Source organism: Pseudomonas costantinii, from assembly GCF_001870435.1.
GTDB classification, from domain to species: domain Bacteria; phylum Pseudomonadota; class Gammaproteobacteria; order Pseudomonadales; family Pseudomonadaceae; genus Aquipseudomonas; species Aquipseudomonas costantinii.
Genome location: NZ_MDDR01000022.1, coordinates 38,602 through 64,237 on the forward strand (window position 1 = coordinate 38,602; position 25,636 = coordinate 64,237).

Sequence of the window (25,636 nt, forward strand, 5' to 3'; positions counted from 1 at the left end):
CACGTCTTCTATCTAAATAAAATTATTTCATCGCGGGTAGTAGATGGCTATTCATGATTGGCCAAAGACTTAATGAACTCATCGCAGGGCAACGGTCGGCCGAAGAGGTAACCCTGTAGGAAGTCCACACCTTGTGCCGCGAGGTATTCGCACTGTTCTGTTGTTTCTACGCCCTCGGCCACGATACCCAGATCCAGCTTGCCGGATAATTCGATAATGCTGTCGAGAATATGCCGTGAGAGTGCATCTGCCCCGATCATGGCCACAAAGCTCTGATCGATTTTCAAGTAGTCGACATTGAAGTTGCGCAAGTAACCCAGGCTTGAGTGGCCGGTACCGAAGTCATCAATGGCAATCATCACCCCCAGTTGATGCAGTGCGTCGAACAAACGTCGGGTGATATCGGTAGGCTCGATCAGCTCGCGCTCGGTCAGCTCCAGCACCAGTGTCACCCGGCCAGGAGGGAAGGCGGCGAGAAACTCCCGACAGTCATCGACTAATGCCAAATCCTGGCAGTGGCGTGCAGTGATGTTCACACCTATATGAAAGCCTGGGCTGAAACGCCCAGCATGGGGTGCGAGCTGCACGGCGGTCTGGTGTAGCAACGAGCGGGTCATTGGCACGATAAGGCCGGAATGCTCGGCCAGGGGAATAAACAGGTCCGGGCGCACCAGACCTTCCTTTGGGTGTTGCCAGCGCATCAGCACTTCACAACCGGCCCATTCGCGGGTATCACCGCGTACCACAGGCTGGAAATACGGAATGAATTCGTTGGCGCCTAATGCACGTTGCAATTCGTGGGTGGGAGCGGATGAACGCTTTTGCAGCCAGTGAGCAAGGGTGCCTGCCAGTACGCCAAAGAACACCAGCAGGCTGAAGAGTGCCGGGTAGCGAGCTTCCATGTACCGCCACACCTCACCGGACGGCATGCCGGCCTCGACACTGTACTGATAGCGCTCGGACGCCAGGTGATCATGGGCCACGGCAAATACCGGCACGGCCGTGTTATGCACTTTGCCGTCAGCGTCCAACCAATTGGGTCCCACTTGCAGAACCAGTTCTGCGTAGCGGCTGATCAGGCGTAAAGCGTTGGTCAGGTGGTAGCCGTCAATCGATGCAAATGCGGCCTTATCGCCTTCGACCAAGCGGTAAACCAGCAGCGCCGTATCCGGTGTAACCGGGTTGCCGTTCATCAACCACAGTTTGCCGCCAACGTAGTCATCCGGGTTGACCGGCGACTGGTAATTGCCACCGAACAGCGAGCTGCAATAGATATTTTTCTGCCAGGACAGGGTCGTCGCCCGCACAAATGGTCGACGCGTGACCTGTTCCCGCAGCGCCAGTTGTGCACCGTTGTCGCAAGGCTGCCCCGCCAGCGGAAGCAAGGCCTGGGCGGCGAGGGCGGTGTTGTCGAGCATCAGGTCAAATTGGCGCACCGCTTCCAGGGCGGTCTGCGCTGTACTTTGTTGCAGGGTGCGTTCGGCTTGCCAATGCAGGATCACCAGGCCCAATGCGATCGGCAGCAGGCCGCTGAGTGCGGTGACTAAATTGCGGGTGGCACGCTTTCGCGGGCCGTTTACGGTCAGGGGCATGGGAAGAACGGCCTGGTGCAGGGTGGGAAAAGCGCCGAAGGGCTAAACAGATTAATTCGATGATAGATGGCGCAAGCGAAATAAGCTCGCCGCACCTAGCCGTTCGGTCAGTAGTTACCTGCGGATCGCCACCCGTTAGAAATCAAGGTTTGCGCCAATTGAACAAACGCCAGGGTCGCCGGCGTCGACTCACGCTGATCCAGTACCGCCAAGCCGATTTCACGGCTGACCGGTGGGGAGAGGGAACGTACCTGATAACGTGGGTCCGGCGTCTCAGGCAACGACGCCTGCGCTACGATACTCACACCATCGCCTCGGCTCACCGCTTCCAAAGTACTGAGCAGTTGTGAGTAGCGGTAACGCACATTCGGTGTAAGCCGAGCGATGCTGAACAGCCGCGAGACCAACTCCAGCGAGCCGGCTTCAGTCAGTATGAACGGGTCATCGCACAGCGCCTTCAACTCTACGCACGATCGCTCGGCAAGGGGGTGCGCCGCCGGCAACAGTGCGACCATCTGGTCCTTGAACAGCGTAAACGTATCGAAACGCTCCTGCTCCAGTACCACAAACCCCACGTCGATGCGCCGCTCGTCCAGCCACTGGATCACCTGGCGATCCGGGCCTTCGTCCACATGCACCTCAATGCCCGGATGCTCTAGCCGAAATTGCTTGAGGATGCGCGGCAGCAGGTGATTGGACGAAGTAGGGCCGAAAGAACCGATGCGCAGCGTGCCACGCTTCATACCGCGTGCATCTGAGGCTTCCTGTTGCAGGGTGTTGGCCACGCCGAGGAGGGTGCGTGCGCGTATCAGCAGTTGCTGGCCAATATCGCTGAGTTCTACCTGGGACTGATGGCGTCGAAACAACTCGACCCCCAATTCCTGTTCAAGGGCTTTAATAGCATGGGACACGGCTGACTGGCTGATACCCAGACGGTGGGCGGCGCTGGTGAAACCTTGCAGCTCTGCCACCCGAGAGAAAATTTCCAGTTGCGTGAGTGTCATGAGTATTTGCTCATTTTACGATGACTCGTCATTAGCTCGATGATACGCCAATCCTGATAGTGAAAGAGCACTCGCTGATGACGTCTTCCTCCGACCGCCTGACCTACCTCAAGCTTGCCGCCGTCACCATGATTTGGGGCACGACCTTCGTGGCCGGTCGTTATTTGGCCGCCGACGTTGATCCGTTGCTGGCTGCGACGTTGCGCTTTGTGCTGGCAAGCGTGGCGCTGCTGGTGTTCATGGCCCTTGCACGGGTTCGCCTGGTTCGACCCAGTGTTGGGCAATTCTTGCAGTTGTCGATGCTGGGTTTCTTCGGCATCTTTTTCTACAACCTGTGCTTTTTCTACGGGCTGCATTACATCAACGCATCGCGCGCTTCACTGATTGTGGCGTTGAACCCGGCCGTGATCGGCCTGGCTTCATGGTGGTTGTTCAAGGAGCATCTGGGGCGGGCCAAACTGTTGGGCATTGCCTTGTGCCTGGGCGGCGCAGGAACCGTTATCGTCAGCCGTAACCCTCAACTTCTAGAGGGCGGCGCAAATACCTGGACGGGCGACTTGCTGATCTTCGGCTGTGTGATGGGGTGGGGCGTGTACTCGCTGTTCTCCCGTGGCCTCAACCAGCGCCTGGGTTCATTGCAGACGGTGACCTGGTCCATTCTGCTGGGCACCTTAATGTTAGCGATTACCACGACGCTCAGTGGCAGGATGACAATCGCTGCCGTGCACGCCATTCAACTGCCGCAGTGGTTGAGCCTGTTGTACTTGGGCGTACTCGGTTCGGCGCTGGCTTACATCGCCTGGTACGACGGTATCCGCCGCATCGGCGCGACACGTGCCGGCGTGTTTATTGCGCTCAATCCGCTGACGGCGGTCATCTGTGGCGCAGTGCTGTTGGGCGAGCAACTGACCGAGCCCATGCTGCTGGGCGGTGCGGTAATCCTGCTCGGCATCTATCTATGCAACAAACCCCTTGCGCAAGCCAAGCCAATGGGGATTTGATAAGAGTACGGACAAACACTGTTACGCTGTGTAGAATCGATTTACGCATACAAGAATACGGACTTGCGCTCACGCAAGCCTCGGCCGTCAGAGACTGATGTAACCATGAAGCTACTCGGCTCCCCCCTCATCTTTGGTGACTTCCTCGCCCGCAGCGTGCGAGGTCTCTCCTGTGCGCCTCCCTTCGACCTCATCCTTGCTCGCAAATAACCAATTGCTACCTACAAGAATGATGAGGCGCCGAAAATGGCAGACCAATACGAAAACCCAATGGGCCTGATGGGCTTTGAATTTATCGAATTCGCATCGCCGACCCCGGGTATCCTGGAGCCGATCTTCGAGATCATGGGCTTCAGCAAAGTCGCGACCCACCGCTCCAAGAACGTGCACCTGTACCGCCAGGGCGAGATCAACCTGATCCTCAACAACGAACCTGACAGCCTCGCATCCTATTTTGCGGCCGAGCATGGCCCGTCGGTGTGCGGCATGGCGTTCCGTGTCAAAGACTCGCAACAGGCCTACAACCGCGCGCTGGAACTTGGCGCCCAGCCAATCCATATCGAAACCGGCCCGATGGAGCTGAACCTGCCGGCGATCAAAGGCATCGGCGGCGCGCCGCTGTACCTGATCGACCGTTTTGGCGAAGGCAGTTCGATCTATGACATCGACTTCGTGTACCTCGAAGGCGTAGACCGTAACCCGGTGGGCGCAGGTCTCAAGGTTATCGACCACCTGACCCATAACGTCTACCGCGGGCGCATGGTCTACTGGGCCAACTTCTACGAGAAATTGTTCAACTTCCGTGAAGCGCGTTACTTCGACATCAAGGGCGAATACACCGGCCTGACCTCCAAGGCCATGAGCGCCCCGGATGGCATGATCCGTATTCCGCTGAACGAAGAATCGTCCAAGGGCGCCGGCCAGATCGAAGAGTTCCTGATGCAGTTCAACGGCGAGGGCATCCAGCACGTTGCGTTCCTCACCGACGACCTGATCAAGACTTGGGATGCGCTGAAGAAGATCGGCATGCGTTTCATGACCGCACCGCCGGATACTTACTACGAAATGCTTGAAGGCCGCCTGCCGAACCACGGTGAGCCGGTGGATCAACTGCAAGCACGCGGCATTCTGCTTGACGGTTCCTCGATTGAAGGCGACAAGCGCTTGCTGCTGCAGATCTTCTCGGAAACCCTGATGGGCCCGGTGTTCTTCGAGTTCATTCAGCGCAAGGGCGACGATGGGTTTGGCGAAGGCAACTTCAAGGCATTGTTCGAATCGATCGAGCGTGACCAGGTGCGTCGTGGTGTATTGACCGCCGACTAAAAACGGTGATGCATGAAAAGCCCGGCAGAGGAGTCTCTCTGTCGGGCTTTTTTGCTTGCGATGTACGCTGTAGTAATTTGGCAGTAGCAGGCTTGGAACAGGATGTAGGCCAGTACCCACATAGAAGATGGGAGGCGGAAAATCGCCTATTTCCCGAAGTGAAAATGCCTTCCTTTCTGTCATTAAAGGAGTCTTCTATGACTATTACATCCCCTACGCCCCAACTTCCGATTCCTTTGCCTACGGCGCAGGCAACGCAAAACGAGCCCGCCATCCCAATCAGCAGTACGTACTCAATGAGCCCTATCGACAGGGCATGTCAAATGTTCCTGGACGCCACTCAGTCAGAGTTCCGGGACGGTTTACTCAGCAAGAAAGGGCAGATGCTCGCTTACGCAGCGGTGGAGCCGAATTGGAAAGGAGCCCCTAGCGTGCAGGTTTCCACCTTTGCGGTTGATGGTGCTCAGTCCAGTAATATCATGGTAGTCAAGCGCGTGCCTGCTATTGCCGAAGGGCCCAATTTCTTGCTGTACGTCCCGGAAGAGAATGGAGCGTCATTTCACGAGTTCAATACGTCTCAAGCCATGACGGCCTGGGTTAAAGCGGTTGCCAACGATCCGGATAAACTGCAAAAGTTTGCCGCTCACTTCTCCAGCGATGCAGCGCCTGGACAAATTGAGCGAGTCAAAAACACCATGACCCAATTTGCCGCTGGCGACGGCAATGCAGTGATCGGAAGTTTTGGCCATGAGGAGGGTGACATTTTTGAGCGCTTGCACAAAGACGCCACTGTTCCACCCGTTCTCGTCAACGGGTTGACCCGTACGCAACTCCATCGGATCGACTCAGACGGCAATGTCAGTTATCGGGGAACCCGATCCGATGGCGAGCAAGTAATTTACAAATACGACGCTCATGGAAACCTGCATGGTGGCAGCAAGGACGGCTTCTACTTCGTGAAAGACGGGCTGAATAATAACGATCCGCTCGTGCTGATGACGAAACAGGAATATGGCGGGAAAGTGGTCAGTGCCGCCTTGGATAACGTTGGCGCCAACGACCCGCAGAGCCTGTTGAGCGAGTTCATCAAACAACTGCGTAACCCTGGTCATGGCCTTGGAACAGCACTGATCGAGTTAGGCGTTCCTGAGGATGTGGCGCATTCGCTTGAAACCATCCTGACCAATCCAATTATCGGTACATTAACGGAATTGAACCGGAATAATCGAATCGGGTGTGTGTTTGGTATCGACGAAAAAACGATGAATAACCACCTGGAAAAAATAGGCAATGAGGTGCAAAGCAATTTACTGCAGTACGGCATGGTGAGAGGATTGATAGATTATGCTGCCGATGTGCTCGAGCCCTTGAATGCGCCGCAAGTCATGCCTCAGGTAAACACTCGCTAACCTGTGCCGCACCACTTTGAAAGAGGGGTATGGATGCCCCCACAACTGACATCCACTACGCGACGGCGTTTAAGTCTTGCGCTGACGTACCAGATGCTTGAAACCTTCATACACCAGCACCATCACCGCCAGCCAGATCGGGATGTAGGTCAACCATTCTCCCGCCTTGATACCTTCCCCCAGCAACAACGCGACGCCCAGCAGCAATACCGGCTCTACATAGCTGAGTAGACCGAACAAGCTGAACGCCAACAGGCGACTTGCAATGATGTAGCTCACCAACGCCGACGCACTGATCAGGCCCAGTATTGGAATCAGCGCGTACAGCTTGGGATGAGCATCCATTACGGCAAACCCCTGCTCGCCGCTCTGCACAAACCACCAGGCCACCGGCAGCATCAGCGCCATATCCAGCCAGAGCCCGCCCAGATGGTCGGTCTTGAGATATTTACGCACGATGAAGTAAATCGGGTAACCAATGATTACCACCAGTGTCGCCCAGGAAACCCCACCGGCTTGAAACAACTCGTTGAGCACACCCAATCCCGCAAAAAACACCGCGATCCGTTGCAGGTATGAAAGTTGTTCGCCCCACACCAGGCGCCCGGTCAGCACCATGGTCAGGGGCAGCAGGAAATATCCCACCGACACATCCAGGCTACGCCCATTCAGCGGTGCCCACATAAACAGCCACAATTGCACACCCAGCAGAGCTGACGACAGCAGCACGCCAACAATCAGGCGCGGTTTAGCCGCGAGCATTCGCACCAGCTCCCATACCCGCCGCCATTCGCCGCTGACGATCATGAACACCGTCATGCACGGCACGGTCAGCAGCATGCGCCAGCCGAAAATCTCCAGACCACTTAACGGCGTGAGCAACGATGTGAAGTAGTACATCACGGCAAACAGCACCGATGCCAAGACTGATAACACAACACCTTTAGACACACTGTCCTCGCGAAAACCGATGGATACAAAAAGAGGGGGGATTTAAGGAGAGGATTATGGTGCTTTTGGCGGGAGACGGTTGCGCTGTTTTGGGGCGTTTTGCGGAAAATTTTCTCACCGCGGGAAGTATGGATGAATTCCAGTGGCGAGCGGGCTCGCCCTAATGCTGTTCAGTTAAGCCCAGGATGACATTATCAAAGCCTGATCTAGACACGATACACTCAGACGTAATTACTAGTGACTTTGAGGCGACCGGCATGAGCGGCGATGAGCTGGGACAATTGAGGGCGGAAATAGATAGTTTGGATGAAAAGATCATCAGGACTCTCGGACTGAGATTTATCGCTACGAGCAAGGTTGGCCTTATCAAGGCCGCACAGAGCCTGGAAGCTGTTGATCCTTCTCGCGAGGCCGCGCAAGCGCAACGGTATTCCCTTCTCGCTGCCCAGTACGGGGTCAGTATCGAGTTAATTCAGAAAGTCTTCAGAACCGTCATAGACGAAGTCGTGGTAAATCACCAAGTCATCCGGGAAGGCACATTGAAATAGGCTGTATTCAAAGCAGGGCACATTCGTGACATCTGGTCGCACCCTGATCAAAGCGGTCTGGATCAACACGGTACCTGTCAGATTGTCGCGGGCAAACTCGCCTCTACAAAAAACCGCAACTGAACGGCATTAGGGCAAGTCTGCTCGCCACAAGAAGCCAGCCTACGAACGAGCCACACGGCCCGACACGAAATGGCCGACATCGTTGAACCCTGGTGTGGACGAATGCCCCGGCGTTACCAACGAGTCGATAAATGCTTCATCTTCAGCGGTAATCTTCACATTCAGCGCTCCGGTGTACGCATCCCACTGCGCTTCCGTACGCGGCCCGACAATCGCTGAACTCACCGCCGAGTTATTCAGTACCCAGGCAATCGCAAACTCGACAATCCCTACGCTGCGCCCTTGAGTGTACTGCTGAATCTGCTGGGCGATGCGCAACGACTCCACGCGCCATTCGGTTTCCAGAATGCGCTTGTCCTGGCGCGCCGCGCGGCTGCCGGCTTCGGGTGTTACATCGGGCGCGTACTTGCCGCTGAGCACGCCTCGAGCCAGCGGGCTGTAAGGCACCACGCCCAAGCCGTAAGCCGCCGCCGCGGTAATCTGCTCGACCTCGGCCTGGCGATTGACGATGTTGTACAGCGGCTGGCTGATGATCGGCTTGTCCACGCCCAAACGCTCGGCCACGCGAATGACTTCGGCGATGCGCCAGCCGCGATAGTTGGACAAGCCCCAATAGCGAATCTTGCCTTGGCGGATCAGGTCACCAATCGCCGACACCGTCACTTCCAGTGGCGTGTCGTGGTCTTCGCGGTGCAGGTAGTAGATGTCCAGGTAGTCAGTGTCGAGGCGTGACAGGCTGGCTTCGAGTGCATTGAAAATGCGCTTGCGGCTCAAGCCGCTGCGGTTAGGCAAACCGTCGGTGGGGCCAATCGCAACCTTGGAGGCGACCACCCAGTCCTCGCGGTGGCGGGCGATGGCCTCACCGACGATTTCCTCGGAGCGCCCGCCGGTATAGACGTCGGCGGTGTCGATAAAGTTGATGCCCTGGTCCCAGGCCTTGTCGATGATGCGCAGCGAGTCTTCGGTGCTGGTCTGTTCGCCAAACATCATGGTGCCCAGGGTCAACGCGCTAACCTTCAACCCGGACTGGCCCAATGTGCGGTAAATCATGCAAAGCTCCTCATGGCAGGGAAACATGAGCCATGCAATACCAGACTCGACGGCTCTGGAACAAGCCCTGCGCGTTACTTTTCTAACGCATAAACAAAACAGGTCCCGTTTTCAGACGGGACCTGTGTCACTGGAAACAGAGTTGATGCCCAACGCGGGTTTAATAACGCGGTACCGGAACCGGTTGGGGCGCGTAGTAATAGCCTGGCGGTGGCGCTTGATAGTAGACCGGAGGTGGTTGTTGGATATACACCGGCTGCGGTTGGACATAAACCGGTTGTTGGACGTAAACCGGCGGCTGGGAGTTGGCGACGACCGAGCCTACGACGAGACCGCCGACCACAGCTCCGAGTAAGGCTGGGCCACCCCAGCCCCAACCACCACCGTGACCCCAACCATAGCCATATCCACCACGGGCCTCTGCCTGCCCTGCAATCGCGAGTGTGGCAATGAGCAAGACGGCTACTTTCATTGTTGAGAGTCGACTGATCATGATAAGTCCTCTTCATATGCACCGAACCGGCTTTAATAATACTCCGGGCATACGTTTCAGACAGTTATTTCTGATGAGTTCACGACGTGCCAAAGTAAATACTAGGTAAAGTTTGTAGGTTGTTTGTTACTTACAATAAATGCTGAAATTAATACGGGTGTTGGGCGATTTTATGAATATAAAAAACCCTTAAATAAATAATTTCAGCTCGTGATAATGACGCCGCGGCGTCAGACGCTCAACAAACGCTGGCAGCGCTCCTGTAGAAATCGATGCAGCACTTTCACGCGCTCCGACACCTGCAAGCGGTGAGGGCACATCAGGTTGAAAGGCGTCGGTTCGCCTTGCCAATCGGTTAACAGCGGCACCAGTCGTCCGGCCTTGATATCGCGGGCAATATCCAGGTTGGCTTTATAGGCGATGCCGTGCCCGGCCAACGCCCAGCGCCGGACAATTTCGCCGTCATCGCTCAGGTAATCGCCTGTTACTTCGACTTCCTGCAGTTGTGCGCCTTGGCGAAAGTACCAGGTGTTGTTGGGCTGCCCCCGGCGCATGTAGCGCAGTGTACTGTGCTGCGCCAGATCCGCAGGCGTGCGCGGTGTGCCGTGACGTGCGAGGTAGTCGGGGCTCGCGCAGGGGATGCGGTGGTGGCCGGGCACTACCGGCAGCGCCACCAGGCTGGAATCCCGTGGCACACCAAAGCGCAGGGCAATGTCGACGGTGTCGCGGAACAAATCGGCGTTGCTGTCATTGAGCAACAACTGGAGGCGGATATTCGGGTGCTCGACCTTGAATTCATCCAACCACCCCAGCAATACATTGCGCCCAAAATCCGAAGGTGCCGCCAACTGCAATAAACCGCTGAGGCTTTGGCCTTGCTGTTTGATCGCGTGCTCACCTTCCGACAATGCTTCCAGTGCCACCCGCACGCTGTCCAGATAGCGCCGACCTTCTTCGGTCAGGCGCATGCTGCGGGTTGAGCGGGCGAGCAGGCGGATACCCAGCCGGGTTTCCAGGCGTTTGAGGGCGATACTGGCGGCTGCCGGAGTCAAGCCAAGTCCACGTGCGGCGGCAGACAAGCTTCCTGTGTCGGCTGTACGCACAAACACTTCAAGGTCCAGGATTGAGCTCATTTGTAAAAATCCTTTAAAGATCTTGTCGTTTTACCGGGATTTTTCGCCGATTGCCAAGCTGGGAAGATGAACGCTCACTTTCTTACCCAGGTAGTTTCCCCATGACATCTTCCCTCAGTGGTAAAACCGTCATCGTGATTGGCGGCAGCAGCGGTATCGGCGCCGCAGTGGCTGAAGCAGCCGCAGCCCGCGGTGCACAGGTGGTGCTGGCTGGTCGCCGATTGACGTCCAGTGTCGACAACGGTGTGCGCAGCGAGCCGGTCGACGTCACCGATACCGTTTCCCTGCAACGTTTGTTCGAGACCGTGGGGCGCTTTGATCACTTGGTCTATACCTCCGGTCCGTCGGTGCGGGCCAAGCCCCTGATCGACACTGACCTGGACGAAGCTCAGGACAACTTCAACGTAAAACTCTGGGGTGCACTGCGGGCAATCCAGCAGGCGCTGCCCTTCTTGAATGAGCACGGCAGCATCAGCCTGACGTCGGGGCAACTGGGCCGTAAGTTGGCGCCAGGCCAATTCATCAAGACCGGTATCAATGCCGCGACCGAAGCATTGGGCAAGCAATTGGCAAAAGAACTGGCGCCACGCCGGGTCAATGTTGTCAGTCCCGGGGTGATAGACACGCCGGCGTATGCAGGGTTGGCCGAAGAACAGCGTCTTGCACTGTATGCCAAGGCGAGCGGGGCGTTACCAGTGGGGCGCGTGGGGCGAGCAGAAGAAGTGGCGGCGGGGTATGTGTTGGCCATGGAGAATGGCTTCATGACCGGCGCCGTGATCGATATCGACGGCGGCGGCCTGTTGTAAACACCCAGCAAAACTGTGGGAGCTAGCTCCCACATAGGCCGAGTTATACCTTCAGGGTGCGCGTCATCCGCAGGGCTAACACGCTGCCTGCGACAATCACCGCGGCAAGCAGGTATAGCGCGATATCCGTGGACCCTGTGGCATCCTTCACAAAGCCGACGATATACGGGCTGAGGAAACCTGCCATCTGGCCCATGGAGTTGATCAACGCAAGGCCACCGGCCGCCGCGCCCGCACTGAGCATGGCGGTGGGCACCGGCCAGAACATCGGCAGGCCGGTCAGGGCACCCATCGTGGCGATGGTCAGGCCGAGAATCGCAATCGCCGGAGTAGTGGCGAAATTCACCGCGATCACCAGGCCGATAGCCCCCATCAACATCGGCACCACCAAGTGCCAGCGGCGCTCCTTACGCAAGTCAGCGGAGCGGCCCACCAGCAACATGAACACGGCGGCCAGCAGATACGGGATCGCGCTGAGCCAGCCGATCACCAGGTTGTCGCTGAAACCCAGGTTTTTGATGATCGACGGCAGCCAGAAGTTGATGGCGTATACGCCGCTCTGGATGCAGAAATAAATCAGGCCGAATGCCCAGATCGCCGGATTCTTGAACACTTCCGCCAGCGAGTCGGTACTGGTTTTTGGCTTGTTCGCCAAATCGGTCGCCTGGTCCGCTTCCAACACCGCACGTTCGTGGGGTTTGAGCCACTTTGCATTGGCAAAGTTGTCACTGAGCAGGAAGTAGGCGAGGGCACCCAGAATCACGGTCGGGATGCCTTGCAGCAGGAACATCCACTGCCAGCCCGCCAGGCCACCTTGGCCTGCTGCGAAGTGATTGAGGATCCAGCCGGAGAACGGGCTGCCAAGCAAGCCGGACACCGGTATTGCCGACATGAACAGCGCCATGATCCGCCCACGGCGGAAGGTCGGGAACCACTGCGAGAGGTACAACACCACACCGGGGAAGAAGCCGGCTTCGGCGGCGCCGGTGAACAGACGCAGGGTGTAGAAGTGCGTCGGTGTAGTGACAAACAGCAGGCAGGTGGACAGCGTGCCCCAGACGATCATCATCAACGCAATCCAGCGCCGTGGACCGAACCTGGTCAGCGCCAGGTTGCTCGGCACGCCACATAGCACGTAACCGATAAAGAAGATCCCGGCACCGAGGCCGTATACGGTTTCACTGAATTTCAACGCGTCGAGCATCTGCAACTTGGCAAAGCCAACGTTTACCCGGTCGAGGTAGTTGAACAGGTAGCAGATGAAAATGAAGGGGATCAGGCGCAGGGTAATGCGCTTGTAGATGGCGTTTTTATCGTCATCGGTGGCCAGTGTGGCAGCGGCGCTCTGTGACATGGCAGTCTCTCTTTATTATGATTTTTCGCGATGCGAGGGTAACGTTGATCGCCCAATGAGTCTCGGCCACCTTGCGGGGTGCTGTCTTTGTGCTCGCGCACAGCGAAGCGGAGTTTGCGCTGTGCCTATGAACAATCACGCTTTCTAGGAATTTAGCCCCATGTTCGAGCTGGATCATGACCTGGCGCAGGATATTGTCGATCGCACCATGGCCATCCTGCCCTATAACGTCAATGTCATGGACAGTCAGGGGCTGATTCTTGGCAGCGGCGAGCCGGAACGGATCAACACCCGCCATGAAGGTGCGCAACTGGTACTCGCCAATGGTCGCGTGGTGGAAATCGACGGCCAGACCGCCAAGCACCTCAAGGGCGTGCAGCCTGGAATCAACCTGCCGCTGATGCATGACCAACGCCTGATCGGCGTGCTGGGTATCACTGGCGAACCAGAGTTGCTGCGCACTTACGCTGAACTGGTGCGCATGACGGCCGAAATGCTGGTCAGCCACCGCCATCAGCAAGCCGAGCAACAGTGGCGACGCCAGCGGTGCGATGACCTGCTGGCCCTGCTTCTTGCGGAAGCGGGCGACTCGCCGCGCCTGGTGGATGAAGCGCAGCAACTGGGCCTCAAGCCGCAGATGGCACGCACGCCGTACTTGTTTGAACTGGGCGTGGGCCAGTCGGCCGATGCGTTAAGTGCCTGGCTCACCAGCCGTTACCCGGACAGCTGGTGCGTCAGCTCCGCGCAGTTTTCCCTGCTGTGGTGTCGACCCGCCGCACTGCAAGTGGACAACCCCAGGTTGCTGGAAAAACTCCAGGGCCTGGGGTGGAATATCCTGCGGGTTGCCGTCGGCGGCCAAGCCGATGGCCTGGCAGGGTTACGCCGTTGCTACCGTCGGGTCGGCGACTTGTTGGCCTACGGTCGGGACGTTCTGCCTCAATCACGTTTGCTCACGCTCAATCGCTACCGCCTGCCTGTAATGCTTTGGCGTCATCGCAATGACGATGCCCTTGATGAGTTACTCAACCCATTGCGCAAAGTATTGGCCAAAGACAGCAACGGGCAATTACTGGCCACGCTGCGCAGTTGGTGTGAACACGATGGCCAAAGCCAAGCCTGTGCCGACGCCTTGGGCATTCATCGCAACAGCTTGCGTTACCGCATGGAACGCATTGCGGAATTGAGCGGTGTCGACCCGCTGACCCTCGATGGCATGCTTGCGCTCTACTTGGGCGTGCAACTGCTGCCCCAGGTTTTGTAGAAATGAACAACAAACCTCACCCGCACTTGTGCATCGGACCGGCGTCATTACCGGAGCCAAATGGCAGCATGGGCGTTATAAAAACCGGAGAAAGCCCATGAAAATCATCATCGCCCCCGACTCGTTCAAGGACAGCCTGAGCGCCGAAGGCGTCGCCCAGGCCATCGCCCAAGGGTTGGCCCAGGTTTGGCCGGATGCACAATTGGTCCAGTGCCCGATGGCGGATGGCGGTGAAGGTACGGTGGATTCGGTACTCGCTGCGTGCAATGGCGAGTTGCGCAGCCAACCGGTAAACGGCCCTTTGGGCGGCACCGTTGAAGCACGCTGGGGCTGGTTGGCCGACAGCCACACCGCAATTATCGAGATGGCCGAAGCCAGTGGTTTGCAATTGGTCCCACCGGGCAATCGCGATGCTTGTTCCAGCACGACTTATGGCACGGGCGAACTGATCCGCGCCGCCCTGGATCTCGGTGCCCAGCGCATTATCCTGGCGATTGGCGGCAGTGCTACCAACGACGGTGGCGCGGGTGCGATGCAGGCACTGGGTGTGCAACTGTTCGATACGCAGGGCCAAACGTTACCGCCGGGAGGCCTGGCCTTGACCCGCCTGGCGCGTATCAGTCTTGAACAGCTGGACCCACGCTTGGCCCAAGTACGCTTTGAAATCGCCGCCGATGTGAACAACCCGTTGTGCGGTCCTCACGGTGCTTCGGCCATTTTTGGTCCGCAAAAAGGCGCCAGTCCGCAGCAAGTCCAACAGCTGGACGCTGCCCTTGGCCATTTCGCCGACCATTGCGCCGAGGTCCTGCCCAAAGACGTGCGCGACGAACCTGGCAGTGGTGCCGCGGGTGGTTTGGGCTTTGCTGCCAAGGCCTTTCTTGGCGCACAGTTCCGTGCGGGTGTGGACGTTGTCGCCGAACTGGTCGGCCTGGATCAAGCCGTACGCGGTGCCCACCTGGTGATCACCGGCGAGGGGCGCTTCGACGCTCAGACCCTGCGCGGCAAAACCCCGTTCGGCGTGGCGCGTATCGCCCAGCGACACAACGTGCCCGTGATCGTGATCGCCGGCACCCTGGGCGATGGCTACGAGCAGATGTACGACCACGGGGTTAACGCCGCCTTCGCCTTGCCTTCCGGGCCGATGAGCCTGGAGCAGGCGTGCAGTGAAGCGCCGCGGTTGCTGCGTGAGCGCGCGGCGGATATTGCGCGGGTGTGGCGGGTGGCAGCGTTGCGCGGCCGGTAGCGCCGCCTCTACACTGCTCTGCCACTTGTCTTTCAAAGGATGAAACACAATGCACACACCTGAACCCCATATCGTGATCCAGCGCTTTACCGAGGCCCATCTTGAAGGCGTCACTGCGCTCTACAACGACCCGGCGGTGTGCCGTCAGGTGCTGCAAATGCCTTTCCAGTCGATTGAGGCTTGGCGTAAACGCTTGGTGATGGACAACGAGCGGCGGCTACAGCTGGTGGCGATGCATGGCGGTGAGGTGGTCGGCCAACTCGGCTTTGAACAGTACCTGCGCGTGCGCCAGAGCCACGTCGGTTCGTTCGGCATGGGCGTGGCGACAGCCTGGCAGGGCAAGGGCGTCGGCTCCCGCTTGCTGGCGGCTGCACTGGAGGTGGCCGACAACTGGATGAACCTGCACCGCGTGGAGCTCACGGTGTACGCCGACAACGAAGCCGCCCATAACCTGTACCGCAAGTTCGGCTTCGAAGTCGAAGGCCGGTTACGCGATTACGCCCTGCGTGACGGCGTCTTCGTCGACGCCCTGAGCATGGCGCGCCTGCGCAAATCAGCCTAGTCCTGTAGAGCAAACGCCACCGCAGCCTGCGCATGCAGCTCGGTGGTGTCCAGCAGCGGCAGGTCGCTGTGCTCAGGTTTGATCAGCAAGCCGATCTCCGTACACCCGAGGATGATTGCCTGGGCGCCACGTGCGGCCAGGGACTCGATCACGCGCAGGTAGATTTGGCGTGATGCATCGCTGATCACGCCGACACACAACTCGTCATAGATGATCCGGTGCACGGCCTGGCGATCATCCGCGTCGGGCACCAGCACAGTCAGGCCCTGAGCGGCCAGACGGGATTTCAGAAACTCCTGTTCCATGGTGAAAGCAGTGCCCAGCAAGCCCACAGTCAGCGTGCCTGCGGCCACAGCAGCCGCACCGGCAGCATCCGCAATATGCAGGAACGGAATCGACACCGCCGCCTCGATACGCGGCGCCACCAAATGCATGGTGTTGGTACACAGCACCACGCACTCGGCCCCCCCGGCTTGCAGGCGGCGCGCGGCATCTTCCAGGATCAGCGCGGTATCGTCCCAGCGCCCTGCGTGCTGAGCTTGTTCCACCGGGCCGAAGTCCACGCTGTACATCAACAGTTGCGCTGAGCGTAGCGGGCCGAGCTGGTCACGCACGCGCTGGTTGATGATGCGGTAATACTCGGCGCTGGACTCCCAGCTCATGCCGCCGATAAGGCCGATGGTGCGCATGCGATGCTCCTGACAAGGGGTGTCGCTTCACCTTACCCATCGGCCACTGATTAGTCATACGCAGTTGCCCGCAAAATGACCGGAGCAGTTCTACATCTCAGGCGATCCTCGCTTCAAGTTGCGCGACATTCAAATCCGCAGTCCGCACCGTGCGCCAGGTGTTGTAGGCCATCAGCACCATGCCCATCAGGAAAAACACTCCGCCTGCAAAGCGCACCACAAACCCCGGATGGCTGGCCTGCAGAGCTTCGACAAACGAGTAGGTGAGGGTGCCATCATCGTTAATCGCCCGCCACATCAGGCCTTGGGTAATGCCATTGACCCACATCGACGCGATGTAGAGCACCGTGCCGATGGTTGCCAGCCAGAAATGCAGGTTGATCAGCGGCACGCTGTGCATCTGCTCGCGGCCAAACACCTTGGGAATCATGTGGTACAGCGAGCCAAAGGTAATCATCGCTACCCAACCGAGGGCTCCGGCGTGTACGTGGCCGATGGTCCAGTCGGTGTAGTGGGAGAGGGCGTTGACAGTCTTGATCGCCATCATCGGGCCTTCGAAGGTCGACATCCCGTAGAACGCCAGGGACAGCACCAGAAAGCGCAGGATCGGGTCGGTGCGCAACTTATGCCAAGCGCCGGACAAGGTCATCATGCCGTTGATCATGCCGCCCCAGCTCGGCGCCAGCAGGATCAGCGACATCGCCATGCCCAGGGACTGCGCCCAGTCCGGTAAGGCGGTGTAGTGCAAGTGGTGCGGGCCCGCCCAGATATACAGGGTGATCAGCGCCCAGAAGTGCACGATAGATAGGCGATAAGAGTAAACCGGTCGTCCGACTTGCTTGGGAACGAAGTAGTACATCATCCCCAAAAAGCCGGTGGTGAGGAAAAAGCCCACGGCGTTATGCCCGTACCACCATTGCACCATCGCATCGGTGGCCCCGGAGTACACCGGATACGACTTGAACCAGCCCACCGGGATCGACAGGTGGTTGACCACATGCAACATGGCAATCACCAGGATAAATGCGCCGAAGAACCAGTTGCCGACGTAGATATGCTTTGTCTTGCGCCGCACCACGGTGGTGAAAAATACAACGGCATAGGCCACCCACACTACAGTCATCCACACCGCGCCGGAGAACTCGATCTCGGCGTATTCCTTGGTAGTGGTATAGCCCAGCGGCAAGCTGATCAACATGATCACGATCACCGACTGCCACCCCCAGAACGTAAAGGCCGCCAACGTGTCGGAAAACAGCCGCACCTGGCAGGTGCGTTGTACCGCGTAATAACTGGCGGCGAATTGCGCACTGCCGGCAAAGCCGAAGATCACAAGGCTGGTGTGCAGCGGCCGTAACCGGCCAAAGGTGGTCCAGGGCAAATCAAGGTTCATTTCGGGCCAGACCAACTGCGAGGCGATCCACACGCCCATGGCCATGCCAACCACGCCCCACACAATTGTGGCGATTACGAATTGGCGGACAACTCTATAATTGTAAGCCTGCCCGATTGTTGCTGCGCTCATGCTCAGTCCTCCCACGGTTCCAAGTGGCGGGCACTGTAGGAAGCATGGGTAAAACAAAACAGGCTCAGAAAAAGGTCATTAATGCGGATCAGCCAGTAAGGCTAAAAAGCGCGGTTTACAAGCCATCTGATCCGCCTTATCAGTATTCAGCTGAGTCTTCAGCGCACTGCACCGCAGGTGTTAATCACACGGTGATCCGCCGCTTCTGCCATGATCGGTGTTCGCAACCTGGCTCACCCAAGGAGATCCGCAATGGACGACGTACAACAACTGGGCGAGATGCTTCGTCATTACGCTGATAGCGAAGCGCATAAAAAACAGCAATTCGACGTGCAGTCGGCCCGCTGGGCGCAAAAGCTTGGCGAGTTGTTCGGGCAGATCGAGCAATGGTTGGAGCCGGTCAAGACCGTGGGTTTATTGGAGGTGCATCGCGAAGCGTATGTCGCCAGCGGCCCCAGCGTCCCGGTGGAGACATCGACCTTCAGGACCGAAAAACTTAATGTGCAGATCACTGGCAAGAGCGTGGAGTTCGTACCGGACGTCATGGGGGCGGGCGGCTTGATTTCCGTGTCCGTGATGGGCCTGACTGCCGCACGACACGGCAGCGTATCGTTGGTACTGCCCGCCGATAAAAACGATTGGCTCTGGAAGAAAACCAACGGCCTGAAAGACCCGGACACCTTTGCGTTCGACGCAAACTTCCTGGCGTCGCAGTTGCAGAGCCTGATTCCCCGTGAGCGCAATTGAACTTGCTGTTTCGACGCAGGGACAGCAGTGATGCTGATTTCAGTCTGTTAAACAGAGGGCATGAAACCGCAGCTATTTCCCCAGCGTTGGCTATACCTACAGCTCAATGCTTCGATGATGACCCACAGGGAGTTCAATGATGAAAACAAGGCTAATGATCAGCACGCTGTGCATTGCCTCAATCGGCGTGACAGGCTGTGCCAGCAAGCTCACCCAACCGGAGGAGTATTCCGGCTTTCTCTCGGATTACAGCCAACTCAAAGAAGCCAAGTCACCCTCGGGTGCCGAGGTGATGCGCTGGATTGACCCCAACCTGAACCTCAATAACTACAGCGCGGTGTACGTCGAAGCGACCCAGTTTTACCCCAAACCCCATGGCACCGCGAAAATCCCGGACAGCACCCTGAACGGCATCAACACGTACTACAACCAGGCGCTCAAGCGCGAGCTGGTCAAGTCGCTGCCTTTGGCCAACGCCCCCGGCCCAGGTGTGATTGTGGTGCGCGCTGCGATTACTGCCGTCAGCAGCAAGACCGAAAGCCTCAGACCTTACGAGTATGTCCCCGTGGCCCTGGTGGCTGCGGCCGTCAGTACCGGTGCGGGTATTCGTGACCAGGAAACCACCCTGGGCACCGAGGCGCAGTTTCTCGACGGCGCAAGTGGCAAGGTGCTTGCCCAGGTCGTGCGCAAAGGTACCGGCAAACCACTGTCCAACGACTCGCAGGTGATGAAGGCCGACGACGTGAAAGCCGTTATCGATGGCTGGGCGTCGGACTTGCATGAGTCCTATGTGAAGCTGAAAAAACACTAAGGGTTAAATCACGTGCCCGGTCTAACGTTGTTAGGACCGGGCACGTCACACGGTGCTATTTGAGCGGCGTCAGCGCTGGCAGCTTCCATTGACCATTACCCACCTCAGGCTTGGGCAGGTAAATACGCAGCACGGCATAGAACGGACCAGGAGGGGCGGGCAACCAATTGCTCTGTTCGGCTTTCGGCGGTTCGTGGTGCTGTAATGCCAGGGTCAGGCCACCGTCGGCGTCCAGCTTCAGGTTGGGCAGCATCCGTGAGTTGATCACGTAGCGCTTCTTGTGGTTTGGCACCAGCAGTCGGGTTTTGGCGTCATACATGGTCAGCGACCAGAACGCGTCAGCAGGTGGCAGTTGGCCCTTGTCAAAATGCACGGTGTAGCTGTGGCGAGCACCGTTAGCCGGTTTGCCTTCGCTGTCGATGCGGTAGCTGCGGTTAATGGCTTCATCGCTGGAGTTACCGAAAATCCCCAGGTCCGCACCGGCATAGCGGTACAGGTAGTTGTTTTTCAGGCGGTCGCGGCTGCCAAACAGGTCGCTGTTAGACACTTGATGGGTGTCAATCTTGTCTTTCTTGAACGCGGCAAACTCAGCCCTGCCGTCGGCAATCCCATCTTCGAGTGCCTTGCGTTGTTCAGCCGTCAACTGGTTAACCTTGAACGGTGCACCTGGGGCAATGCCGATCTTGGCAAAGCGTGCCAGCACGTCCTTTTCGCTGTCCTGAGGCGCAGCAAAGGCCAGCATGAAGTTCAGGTAGCGAAACAGCTGTGGGCCCTCTGTCATGGTCGCCATGGGTTTGGGCCATTCGATCTTCGGCACCTTGGCCGGCGCCGGTTGTTTCACATAGCTGCTCAACGACTGGACTTTGTAGCCGTTCTGGATTTGCTTGACCTTGTTCAGGTCCTTTTCGTCAAACAACTGCGTGCGGTACAGGGCGTAGGCGATGTTGCTTTCGCTGTAGATGACTCGGTCGACGTCTACCGGCTGCTGACCTTTCCAGTCCGGGCCGGCGAGCATGTAGTGACCGCCATTGTTGCCGGTGCTGCGGGTACCCAGGTAAGCGATGTTCTGCGTATAGAGGTCGATCAACTGCACGGAGTAGTAACGGTCGTCTTCGATCTTGGGCAGCGTCAGTACCAAGGGTTCTTTGCGCAGGTCCATCCAGACGAAAGAGTAGGGCGTGTCCAGGTTCGGATTTACAAACGCAGTCTCTTTGGGGGTGAATGCCTGGGCGGTATTGGCAATATGGTTGAACGGCGCCTTGAAGTTGGCACCGCCTTTATCAACGGCCTGGGTGTAGAGCGTCTTGTACATTGCCACCACTGGATATCCATACAAGTAGGCTTCCTTGGCGATAGCCCGAGCTTCAGTCGGTGTCGCCGTGAAGTCGGCCCAGGCGCCGGTACTCATGAGTATCGAGAGGCTCGCCAACAGCAGGCGCGTCGGTTTTCCAATCATGTTGTTGCGTCCTTCCTGAGTTTTTTGTAAAGAGAGTTCTATATAAGGGCGTGGCAAAGCGCTGAGTTTCCAGTTTTATTGGCCGAACGTCACGTAAATCCCTGTAAACAAGGTGAACTGGGGCAAACCTGCGCACTGCGGCTCGACTGTCGTGAAGGAGCAGGGCGTTGTGGTCGTACAAGCGAGGGGTGTAATAGTTGTGCAGGCTGGCGCTGGACATGCCGTTTGAAGCTAGCAGTTAAACTCGCTATCTGGATGAATCTGTTGGTTCATGCGTGGGCCGGGCGCGGTATTGCAAAACGCCGCCATCGCTGGACGGTGTCGAACAACGTCACTTCAGGCAGCAGGTAACATCGATTTGACTTTGTCACGCAGCTGATCAATGGAGAACGGCTTGCCGATCACTTGCATGTCGGCCGGCACATCGATGTTCTCAGCATAGCCGCTGGCGAACAGGATCGGCAGGGTGGGGCGTAATTCACGCACCTTGGTCGCCAGTTGTTTGCCGTCCATATCGGGTAGACCTACATCGGTCATCATCAGGTCGATCACCTGAATGGCGTTTTCGACCACCTTCAAGGCTTCTCCAGCGTCCGCCGCTTCAACCACCATGAACGCCAATTCTTCGAGTACATCGACGATCAGCATGCGCACGATGGCGTCGTCTTCGACTACTAGGATGGTGGAGGGGGTAGCGGACATAATCAAAACTCCCGAGCAATGGAGGGGCCGGTCTGTTAGCGGTAGAAAGACCATTCTCTAATGAGTTGCGTCAATCTTGGCAAGTTCCGTTGGCGGGGGCATTGTGAAGGGAAAGGGAAGAAAAGTCGCGTGGAGAGGCGGCAATGTCGCTTCATTGCCGCAAGTGGTTCAGAGGGGAGCGTTGAACAACGCGAACGGGTTCTGGTAGGGCACTGACATCAAAAAGTCCCCGTCACGGAAGGTGCTGACATGATATTCCGGTACGCCGCCAGTTATGGCTACAGGATCAAGGGTGCCGCCGGACTTCCCACTGTTCAGGGTCAGTTCCAGTCCACGTTCCATCGACGCCTGATCGGGGAACTTCGCCAACCCGAAGTTTGGATCAAAGAAAAACCATTCTTTCTGGTGGTTATTGATGGTCACGCCTGCCAGAAGCCCATGATTTTGGGTACTGATCTTCAACGTTGTCGAGGTCGTTGCATTGCGCAAGTTGGCAATGATGTCGTTGTAAGGCATTGCGCTAAATGGCTGACCTGCATGAAAGTCTGGGCTAAGGATCTTGTGCATGTCATTCAGCTGTTTGCGAAAAGCGATGACCTTGGGGTCGAGGGCATTAGCGCTCGCCTTGAAAAAGTTACCGATCAGTTGGTCCGCGCTACCATGTTGAATAGCCAACGCCATGGTGTTGGCCAGTGCCGCACACTCGCCATTAGATGGTAAGTCGGTTTGGCTCAGGTAGAAACCCTGCGGCATTGCAGTCGACTTGCCGCCCGCTGAAGTGACCTCTTGATTAAAGATCCTGGAGCTTTCAAGGCTTTCGCGCACTTGACGGGTTTGTATCAGTTTTGCCAGCGTGCCTATTTCCTCTGGCGACCGGCCAGCAATGACTGCCAGCTCTTTCAGTTCCGATGTCTTCATCGTTGTGTAATAGCCAGGAATATTGTCCGGTTTTCCGGTGGCGTAACCCTGGTTGAACGCCGAAATATCCTTCACTTTTGCGTTATCCAATGCATCCTTGAAGGCTCGAGGGAGGTTCGGTGTCCTTGGATTTGGCGCGACCACCGCTGTCAGCCAGTTGAGAAGATTGCCGTTTATCTCTCCGTTGCCGGCAATGGTGGCAGGTTTGAAATCCGCGATCGCAGAACCATAGGGACGATTATTGATTGGGTCATAGGCATACCATTTGCTCTCTCGAAACACAGCTGCACCTTCGACGGTTTGCTCTGCCACCTTATAAGTGCCCGTCGCGACGACACCATGATTTTTACTGGCCGCCTTGAGCAAGTCATAACTACCGGTAGCACCCTTGAGTTTGTTGACGACTTCGGCACCTTTGGACAGTAGATAACCGCCAGCGCTGCCCAATAGCTTGATGCCACCTTCAGCAATATCACCCAAACCACTCAAGGGGTTGAGCATGCCGACGGTCGCGGCGCCGATTACTTTGGCGGCCCGCAACGCCTTGGCACCGGTGGAGAGGGCGGCGCTGCCTATCTTGATCAGTTTCCCTGCGGTTGCCGCGCCGGCAGTGAGGAACCCGAATATATCCAATGTAAGATCGAATGCGCCCTCGCCATAGTTACCCTTCTGAAAGTTGACAATGGCTGACCTGAAGGGGATCAGGTTTAGCAAAAACTCGCTCAGTGGCTTGGGGCCGCCTTGTAGTTTGTCCAAGGTGGTCTGCCCGCGTGCTTGTTCTTTTATAGCGGGGTCGTCCAGTTCAAGGTGTTCGAGAAATGCATTGGCAATTGAACGGGACCGACCGCTGTTGAAGCTATTCAATAAGGATTCATTCGCAGGGCGTTCATGAGCGAGATCATGTGCTGCATAGCTGGGCGTGAATTTTTTGGTCGTATCAACCTCGTTGGCTTGCCTTGATTCCTGATTTTTCGCCCTGTACAGATCCGTTCGTTCAATGGTGCCCTTGTTGAGGTTGATTTCGTACGCTTGGGATTTGCCGTTCAGCTCAGTTTTTACCAGTAGCCCTGGTTTATTCGGGCCTGGCGTTTTATCCGTAAATCCAAGCCCTAACGTGTGTGAGCCTTCTTGAAAAAAGGTGACTTTTCCATATTCAAAGTTCTTTCGATCCTCAAGCGGGAGCTGCGAAATCATGTGCTTGACCGTTGTTTTTACGGCAGCCTTTTTCTCATTGATAGCGCCTCCAAACTGCCGGTCGAATTCCTTTTGTACGCCAAACGTCAGGTCATTGTTCAACGCCTCTAACGGGATGCGAGGGTCACTCGACTTGAAGGGTGCCGGATCCGGCCAGTCCATCATGGCAATATCCAATAGCGAATGCATACCTGCCAACCTGGTTTGTGACGCTGTCCCGCGATAAGCATCCGTACTGAGCACTTTTTCTTCGAAAAGCGCTCCCAAGTCTCCAAATCGCTCTTTCAGCTTGGCCAAGGCAATGTCTTTTCGCGTGGGTATTTCCATGTCCAGTGCTTGGGAGGCAGAGAGCTGAGCGTTAAGGCGTCTGTTGAACTCGGTTCTGACGGTGTTGAGTTGTTGGACGGTGTAACTGTCACCCGGACTTTTTATGATCACGCCGTTGGCGACAGCCCAGTCCACCAGCGCGGCGCTTTGGGCGCTCTCAGGCGCCGGCGCTCGGCCCTTGTTGTTCTCATAATGGATCATGACTTCGGCAAAGGTCATATTGGATACCGTCCCCGGCCGCTCAGCTTCTATAGCTGCAGCCGCAATCGATAAGTTGGCCCATGCGAGGCTGCCGATTGTCACGTTCTTGGGGATGTCTTTAATCAGAAACTGCGGTGCCTCCAAGGCCAGCAGCAAGTGAGTCGCGAGTTTCGCGGTGTCCGCTGTTGCTTTGCCGTTGGCGACAAGGTTACGGCTCAGGCTTTCAACAATCGTCGAGGGTGATTGACCCCAATGCCCGGGATGTACCAGATCAAAATCGCCGATTTTGTTGCGAAATCGCCAGACAGTGGACTGTGGATCGAGCCCAAAGTGAATCGCCGTCAATACATGCTCATAAATACTGGTATCCGAAGATGCACCATGCAGGTGTGTCTGCATGGCTTGTCCCAGTGCCCGGGCCTTCGGAGAGTCGAGCAGTTTTTGTAGCGCCTTGACAGGGTCTTGCAAATCGCTTTGTGTCACTGAACTACCGCTCAGCAAGTAGCCTAGCGTGGCGCTGCCACCGTGCGGCAACGGTAAGCCTGGCACATCGGTTTTGTTGGAGTAGAGGAATTGGAGGAGGCTGTGCTGATCAATTCGCGACATCGGTATTGGCCAGGAAAGGCCCCCTCCGAAATTTCCCAGAGGATGCAATGAGGCCTTTTGTTCCAACTCCGTCGCCAACGTGCTGACTGCATCGGCGGTACCCGGCAGTTTAAAACCAAGGTCAGTGATGATGGTAGCCAAGGTCTGAGGCGTGGCTCGCGTTGAGGCGTAGAACGAGTCTTGATGAGGCGCCAGAGTGCTGTTGTTCAAGCGATATGAAATCTGCTCGGGTGTAACGGGCTTGCCATACACCCGAGTATCAATTCCTCGGAGCTGGCCTGCCAAGTCACGCAGGTTTTCTTGGTCTGCCAGTAGTCGTCGCAGGGTGTTGGTGGGCGGCGCCTGAACAGCGCTGGTACTGCTCTGGGAGATCGATGTTATTGATGTGGCTGAGGGGCTTGGCGTAGTGTGATCAGATACTTCGGCGGTATGGCCGTGGGGGATGCTTGATGTGCGCAGTGCTGTGGTGGTCATGCTCATTTGGCTTACCTTGGTGGGTCAATAAAGACGCCTTCCAAAAGATCTTCCGTGTTCCTGAGGCGCAATTCTGAGTGCCCGAACACTCAAAGTTCGTTCCTGCCCCGTTCCAGAGTTCTGTTTTCAACTG

General features: G+C 57.1%; 22 protein-coding genes. 10 read left to right on the forward strand and 12 right to left on the reverse strand.

Translation table 11 applies throughout. The features are described 5' to 3' along the window. Positions 1-47 precede the first annotated feature (47 nt). Positions 48-1,592: an EAL domain-containing protein gene (locus BFL40_RS11645; RefSeq protein ID WP_071484125.1), complete on the reverse strand. Its 1,545-nt coding sequence runs from the start codon at positions 1,590-1,592 to the stop codon at positions 48-50. A gap of 107 nt (positions 1,593-1,699) precedes the next feature. Continuing rightward, positions 1,700-2,596 (reverse strand): LysR family transcriptional regulator, encoded by an 897-nt coding sequence (locus BFL40_RS11650; protein ID WP_071484126.1) that lies wholly within the window; start codon positions 2,594-2,596, stop codon positions 1,700-1,702. A 77-nt stretch (positions 2,597-2,673) separates the two neighbouring features. Between BFL40_RS11650 and BFL40_RS11655 the strand changes: the two genes are divergently transcribed. The 3 genes from BFL40_RS11655 to BFL40_RS11665 all read left to right on the forward strand — a co-directional run bounded on the left by BFL40_RS11655 (position 2,674) and on the right by BFL40_RS11665 (position 6,329). After that, complete coding sequence (locus BFL40_RS11655; protein WP_071484127.1) at positions 2,674-3,597, forward strand: DMT family transporter; 924 nt, start codon at positions 2,674-2,676, stop codon at positions 3,595-3,597. 246 nt (positions 3,598-3,843) lie between these two features. Beyond that, positions 3,844-4,920, forward strand: coding sequence for a 4-hydroxyphenylpyruvate dioxygenase (gene hppD / locus BFL40_RS11660; RefSeq protein WP_071484128.1), 1,077 nt, complete (start codon positions 3,844-3,846; stop codon positions 4,918-4,920). 197 nt (positions 4,921-5,117) lie between these two features. Continuing rightward, entirely contained in the window at positions 5,118-6,329 is a 1,212-nt protein-coding gene (locus tag BFL40_RS11665) for a dermonecrotic toxin domain-containing protein (RefSeq protein WP_174555566.1), read from the forward strand. Between the two features lie 69 nt (positions 6,330-6,398). On the opposite strand, the gene rarD is transcribed toward BFL40_RS11665, so the two are convergent. Next, positions 6,399-7,280, reverse strand: a complete 882-nt coding sequence (gene rarD / locus BFL40_RS11670) for an EamA family transporter RarD (RefSeq protein WP_071484129.1) — start codon at positions 7,278-7,280, stop codon at positions 6,399-6,401. 257 nt (positions 7,281-7,537) lie between these two features. On the opposite strand from rarD, the gene BFL40_RS11675 reads away from it, so the two are divergent. Beyond that, positions 7,538-7,828, forward strand: coding sequence for a chorismate mutase (locus tag BFL40_RS11675; protein ID WP_071484130.1), 291 nt, complete (start codon positions 7,538-7,540; stop codon positions 7,826-7,828). Positions 7,829-7,990: 162 nt separating this feature from the next. On the opposite strand, the gene BFL40_RS11680 is transcribed toward BFL40_RS11675, so the two are convergent. From BFL40_RS11680 to BFL40_RS11690, 3 genes are all read right to left on the reverse strand, one after another. Further along, positions 7,991-9,001: an aldo/keto reductase gene (locus BFL40_RS11680; protein WP_071484131.1), complete on the reverse strand. Its 1,011-nt coding sequence runs from the start codon at positions 8,999-9,001 to the stop codon at positions 7,991-7,993. A gap of 160 nt (positions 9,002-9,161) precedes the next feature. After that, complete coding sequence (locus BFL40_RS32905) at positions 9,162-9,494, reverse strand: hypothetical protein (protein ID WP_083374531.1); 333 nt, start codon at positions 9,492-9,494, stop codon at positions 9,162-9,164. A gap of 230 nt (positions 9,495-9,724) precedes the next feature. Next, positions 9,725-10,627: a LysR family transcriptional regulator gene (locus tag BFL40_RS11690; protein WP_071484133.1), complete on the reverse strand. Its 903-nt coding sequence runs from the start codon at positions 10,625-10,627 to the stop codon at positions 9,725-9,727. Between the two features lie 101 nt (positions 10,628-10,728). On the opposite strand from BFL40_RS11690, the gene BFL40_RS11695 reads away from it, so the two are divergent. Then, positions 10,729-11,433, forward strand: a complete 705-nt coding sequence (locus BFL40_RS11695) for an SDR family oxidoreductase (protein WP_071484134.1) — start codon at positions 10,729-10,731, stop codon at positions 11,431-11,433. Between the two features lie 43 nt (positions 11,434-11,476). Here BFL40_RS11695 and BFL40_RS11700 read toward each other — a convergent pair whose 3' ends face one another. Further along, positions 11,477-12,787 carry an MFS transporter gene (locus BFL40_RS11700; protein WP_071484135.1) on the reverse strand — a complete coding sequence of 437 codons (1,311 nt, stop codon included), beginning with the start codon at positions 12,785-12,787 and terminating at the stop codon, positions 11,477-11,479. A 160-nt stretch (positions 12,788-12,947) separates the two neighbouring features. Between BFL40_RS11700 and BFL40_RS11705 the strand changes: the two genes are divergently transcribed. From BFL40_RS11705 to BFL40_RS11715, 3 genes are all read left to right on the forward strand, one after another. Continuing rightward, positions 12,948-14,048, forward strand: a complete 1,101-nt coding sequence (locus tag BFL40_RS11705) for a sugar diacid recognition domain-containing protein (protein ID WP_071484136.1) — start codon at positions 12,948-12,950, stop codon at positions 14,046-14,048. A 97-nt stretch (positions 14,049-14,145) separates the two neighbouring features. After that, the gene (locus tag BFL40_RS11710) at positions 14,146-15,291 is read left to right on the forward strand and encodes a glycerate kinase (protein ID WP_071484137.1); all 1,146 of its coding nucleotides are present in this window, start codon (positions 14,146-14,148) and stop codon (positions 15,289-15,291) included. A 49-nt stretch (positions 15,292-15,340) separates the two neighbouring features. Next, entirely contained in the window at positions 15,341-15,853 is a 513-nt protein-coding gene (locus BFL40_RS11715) for a GNAT family N-acetyltransferase (protein ID WP_071484138.1), read from the forward strand. Here the strand turns inward: BFL40_RS11715 and BFL40_RS11720 are convergent. Then, positions 15,850-16,542, reverse strand: a complete 693-nt coding sequence (locus BFL40_RS11720) for an aspartate/glutamate racemase family protein (RefSeq protein WP_071484139.1) — start codon at positions 16,540-16,542, stop codon at positions 15,850-15,852. The genes BFL40_RS11715 and BFL40_RS11720 overlap by 4 nt on opposite strands. A gap of 97 nt (positions 16,543-16,639) precedes the next feature. After that, positions 16,640-18,067: a cytochrome-c oxidase, cbb3-type subunit I gene (ccoN, locus tag BFL40_RS11725; protein ID WP_071484140.1), complete on the reverse strand. Its 1,428-nt coding sequence runs from the start codon at positions 18,065-18,067 to the stop codon at positions 16,640-16,642. Positions 18,068-18,319: 252 nt separating this feature from the next. On the opposite strand from ccoN, the gene BFL40_RS11730 reads away from it, so the two are divergent. Together BFL40_RS11730 and BFL40_RS11735 are read left to right on the forward strand one after the other, a co-directional pair. Next, positions 18,320-18,814, forward strand: a complete 495-nt coding sequence (locus BFL40_RS11730) for a hypothetical protein (protein ID WP_071484141.1) — start codon at positions 18,320-18,322, stop codon at positions 18,812-18,814. 139 nt (positions 18,815-18,953) lie between these two features. Continuing rightward, the gene (locus BFL40_RS11735; protein WP_071484142.1) at positions 18,954-19,625 is read left to right on the forward strand and encodes a DUF3313 domain-containing protein; all 672 of its coding nucleotides are present in this window, start codon (positions 18,954-18,956) and stop codon (positions 19,623-19,625) included. A gap of 55 nt (positions 19,626-19,680) precedes the next feature. Here BFL40_RS11735 and BFL40_RS11740 read toward each other — a convergent pair whose 3' ends face one another. The 3 genes from BFL40_RS11740 to BFL40_RS11750 all read right to left on the reverse strand — a co-directional run bounded on the left by BFL40_RS11740 (position 19,681) and on the right by BFL40_RS11750 (position 25,509). Beyond that, complete coding sequence (locus BFL40_RS11740; RefSeq protein WP_071484143.1) at positions 19,681-21,081, reverse strand: DUF1254 domain-containing protein; 1,401 nt, start codon at positions 21,079-21,081, stop codon at positions 19,681-19,683. Between the two features lie 336 nt (positions 21,082-21,417). After that, entirely contained in the window at positions 21,418-21,783 is a 366-nt protein-coding gene (locus BFL40_RS11745; RefSeq protein ID WP_071484144.1) for a response regulator, read from the reverse strand. Between the two features lie 168 nt (positions 21,784-21,951). Then, the gene (locus tag BFL40_RS11750; protein ID WP_139213478.1) at positions 21,952-25,509 is read right to left on the reverse strand and encodes an Mcf1 protease effector domain-containing protein; all 3,558 of its coding nucleotides are present in this window, start codon (positions 25,507-25,509) and stop codon (positions 21,952-21,954) included. Between the last annotated feature and the right edge of the window lie 127 nt (positions 25,510-25,636).

Excerpts from the sequence above, each read along its gene's own strand:
- BFL40_RS11645 (WP_071484125.1), bottom strand. The coding sequence starts at position 1,592 with ATGCCCCTGACCGTAAACGGCCCGCGAAAGCGTGCCACCCGCAATTTA.
- BFL40_RS11650 (WP_071484126.1), bottom strand. The coding sequence starts at position 2,596 with ATGACACTCACGCAACTGGAAATTTTCTCTCGGGTGGCAGAGCTGCAA.
- BFL40_RS11655 (WP_071484127.1), top strand. The coding sequence starts at position 2,674 with ATGACGTCTTCCTCCGACCGCCTGACCTACCTCAAGCTTGCCGCCGTC.
- hppD (WP_071484128.1), top strand. The coding sequence starts at position 3,844 with ATGGCAGACCAATACGAAAACCCAATGGGCCTGATGGGCTTTGAATTT.
- BFL40_RS11665 (WP_174555566.1), top strand. The coding sequence starts at position 5,118 with ATGACTATTACATCCCCTACGCCCCAACTTCCGATTCCTTTGCCTACG.
- BFL40_RS11675 (WP_071484130.1), top strand. The coding sequence starts at position 7,538 with ATGAGCGGCGATGAGCTGGGACAATTGAGGGCGGAAATAGATAGTTTG.
- BFL40_RS11680 (WP_071484131.1), bottom strand. The coding sequence starts at position 9,001 with ATGATTTACCGCACATTGGGCCAGTCCGGGTTGAAGGTTAGCGCGTTG.
- BFL40_RS32905 (WP_083374531.1), bottom strand. The coding sequence starts at position 9,494 with ATGATCAGTCGACTCTCAACAATGAAAGTAGCCGTCTTGCTCATTGCC.
- BFL40_RS11690 (WP_071484133.1), bottom strand. The coding sequence starts at position 10,627 with ATGAGCTCAATCCTGGACCTTGAAGTGTTTGTGCGTACAGCCGACACA.
- BFL40_RS11695 (WP_071484134.1), top strand. The coding sequence starts at position 10,729 with ATGACATCTTCCCTCAGTGGTAAAACCGTCATCGTGATTGGCGGCAGC.
- BFL40_RS11700 (WP_071484135.1), bottom strand. The coding sequence starts at position 12,787 with ATGTCACAGAGCGCCGCTGCCACACTGGCCACCGATGACGATAAAAAC.
- BFL40_RS11705 (WP_071484136.1), top strand. The coding sequence starts at position 12,948 with ATGTTCGAGCTGGATCATGACCTGGCGCAGGATATTGTCGATCGCACC.
- BFL40_RS11710 (WP_071484137.1), top strand. The coding sequence starts at position 14,146 with ATGAAAATCATCATCGCCCCCGACTCGTTCAAGGACAGCCTGAGCGCC.
- BFL40_RS11715 (WP_071484138.1), top strand. The coding sequence starts at position 15,341 with ATGCACACACCTGAACCCCATATCGTGATCCAGCGCTTTACCGAGGCC.
- BFL40_RS11720 (WP_071484139.1), bottom strand. The coding sequence starts at position 16,542 with ATGCGCACCATCGGCCTTATCGGCGGCATGAGCTGGGAGTCCAGCGCC.
- ccoN (WP_071484140.1), bottom strand. The coding sequence starts at position 18,067 with ATGAGCGCAGCAACAATCGGGCAGGCTTACAATTATAGAGTTGTCCGC.
- BFL40_RS11730 (WP_071484141.1), top strand. The coding sequence starts at position 18,320 with ATGGACGACGTACAACAACTGGGCGAGATGCTTCGTCATTACGCTGAT.
- BFL40_RS11735 (WP_071484142.1), top strand. The coding sequence starts at position 18,954 with ATGAAAACAAGGCTAATGATCAGCACGCTGTGCATTGCCTCAATCGGC.
- BFL40_RS11740 (WP_071484143.1), bottom strand. The coding sequence starts at position 21,081 with ATGATTGGAAAACCGACGCGCCTGCTGTTGGCGAGCCTCTCGATACTC.
- BFL40_RS11745 (WP_071484144.1), bottom strand. The coding sequence starts at position 21,783 with ATGTCCGCTACCCCCTCCACCATCCTAGTAGTCGAAGACGACGCCATC.
- BFL40_RS11750 (WP_139213478.1), bottom strand. The coding sequence starts at position 25,509 with ATGAGCATGACCACCACAGCACTGCGCACATCAAGCATCCCCCACGGC.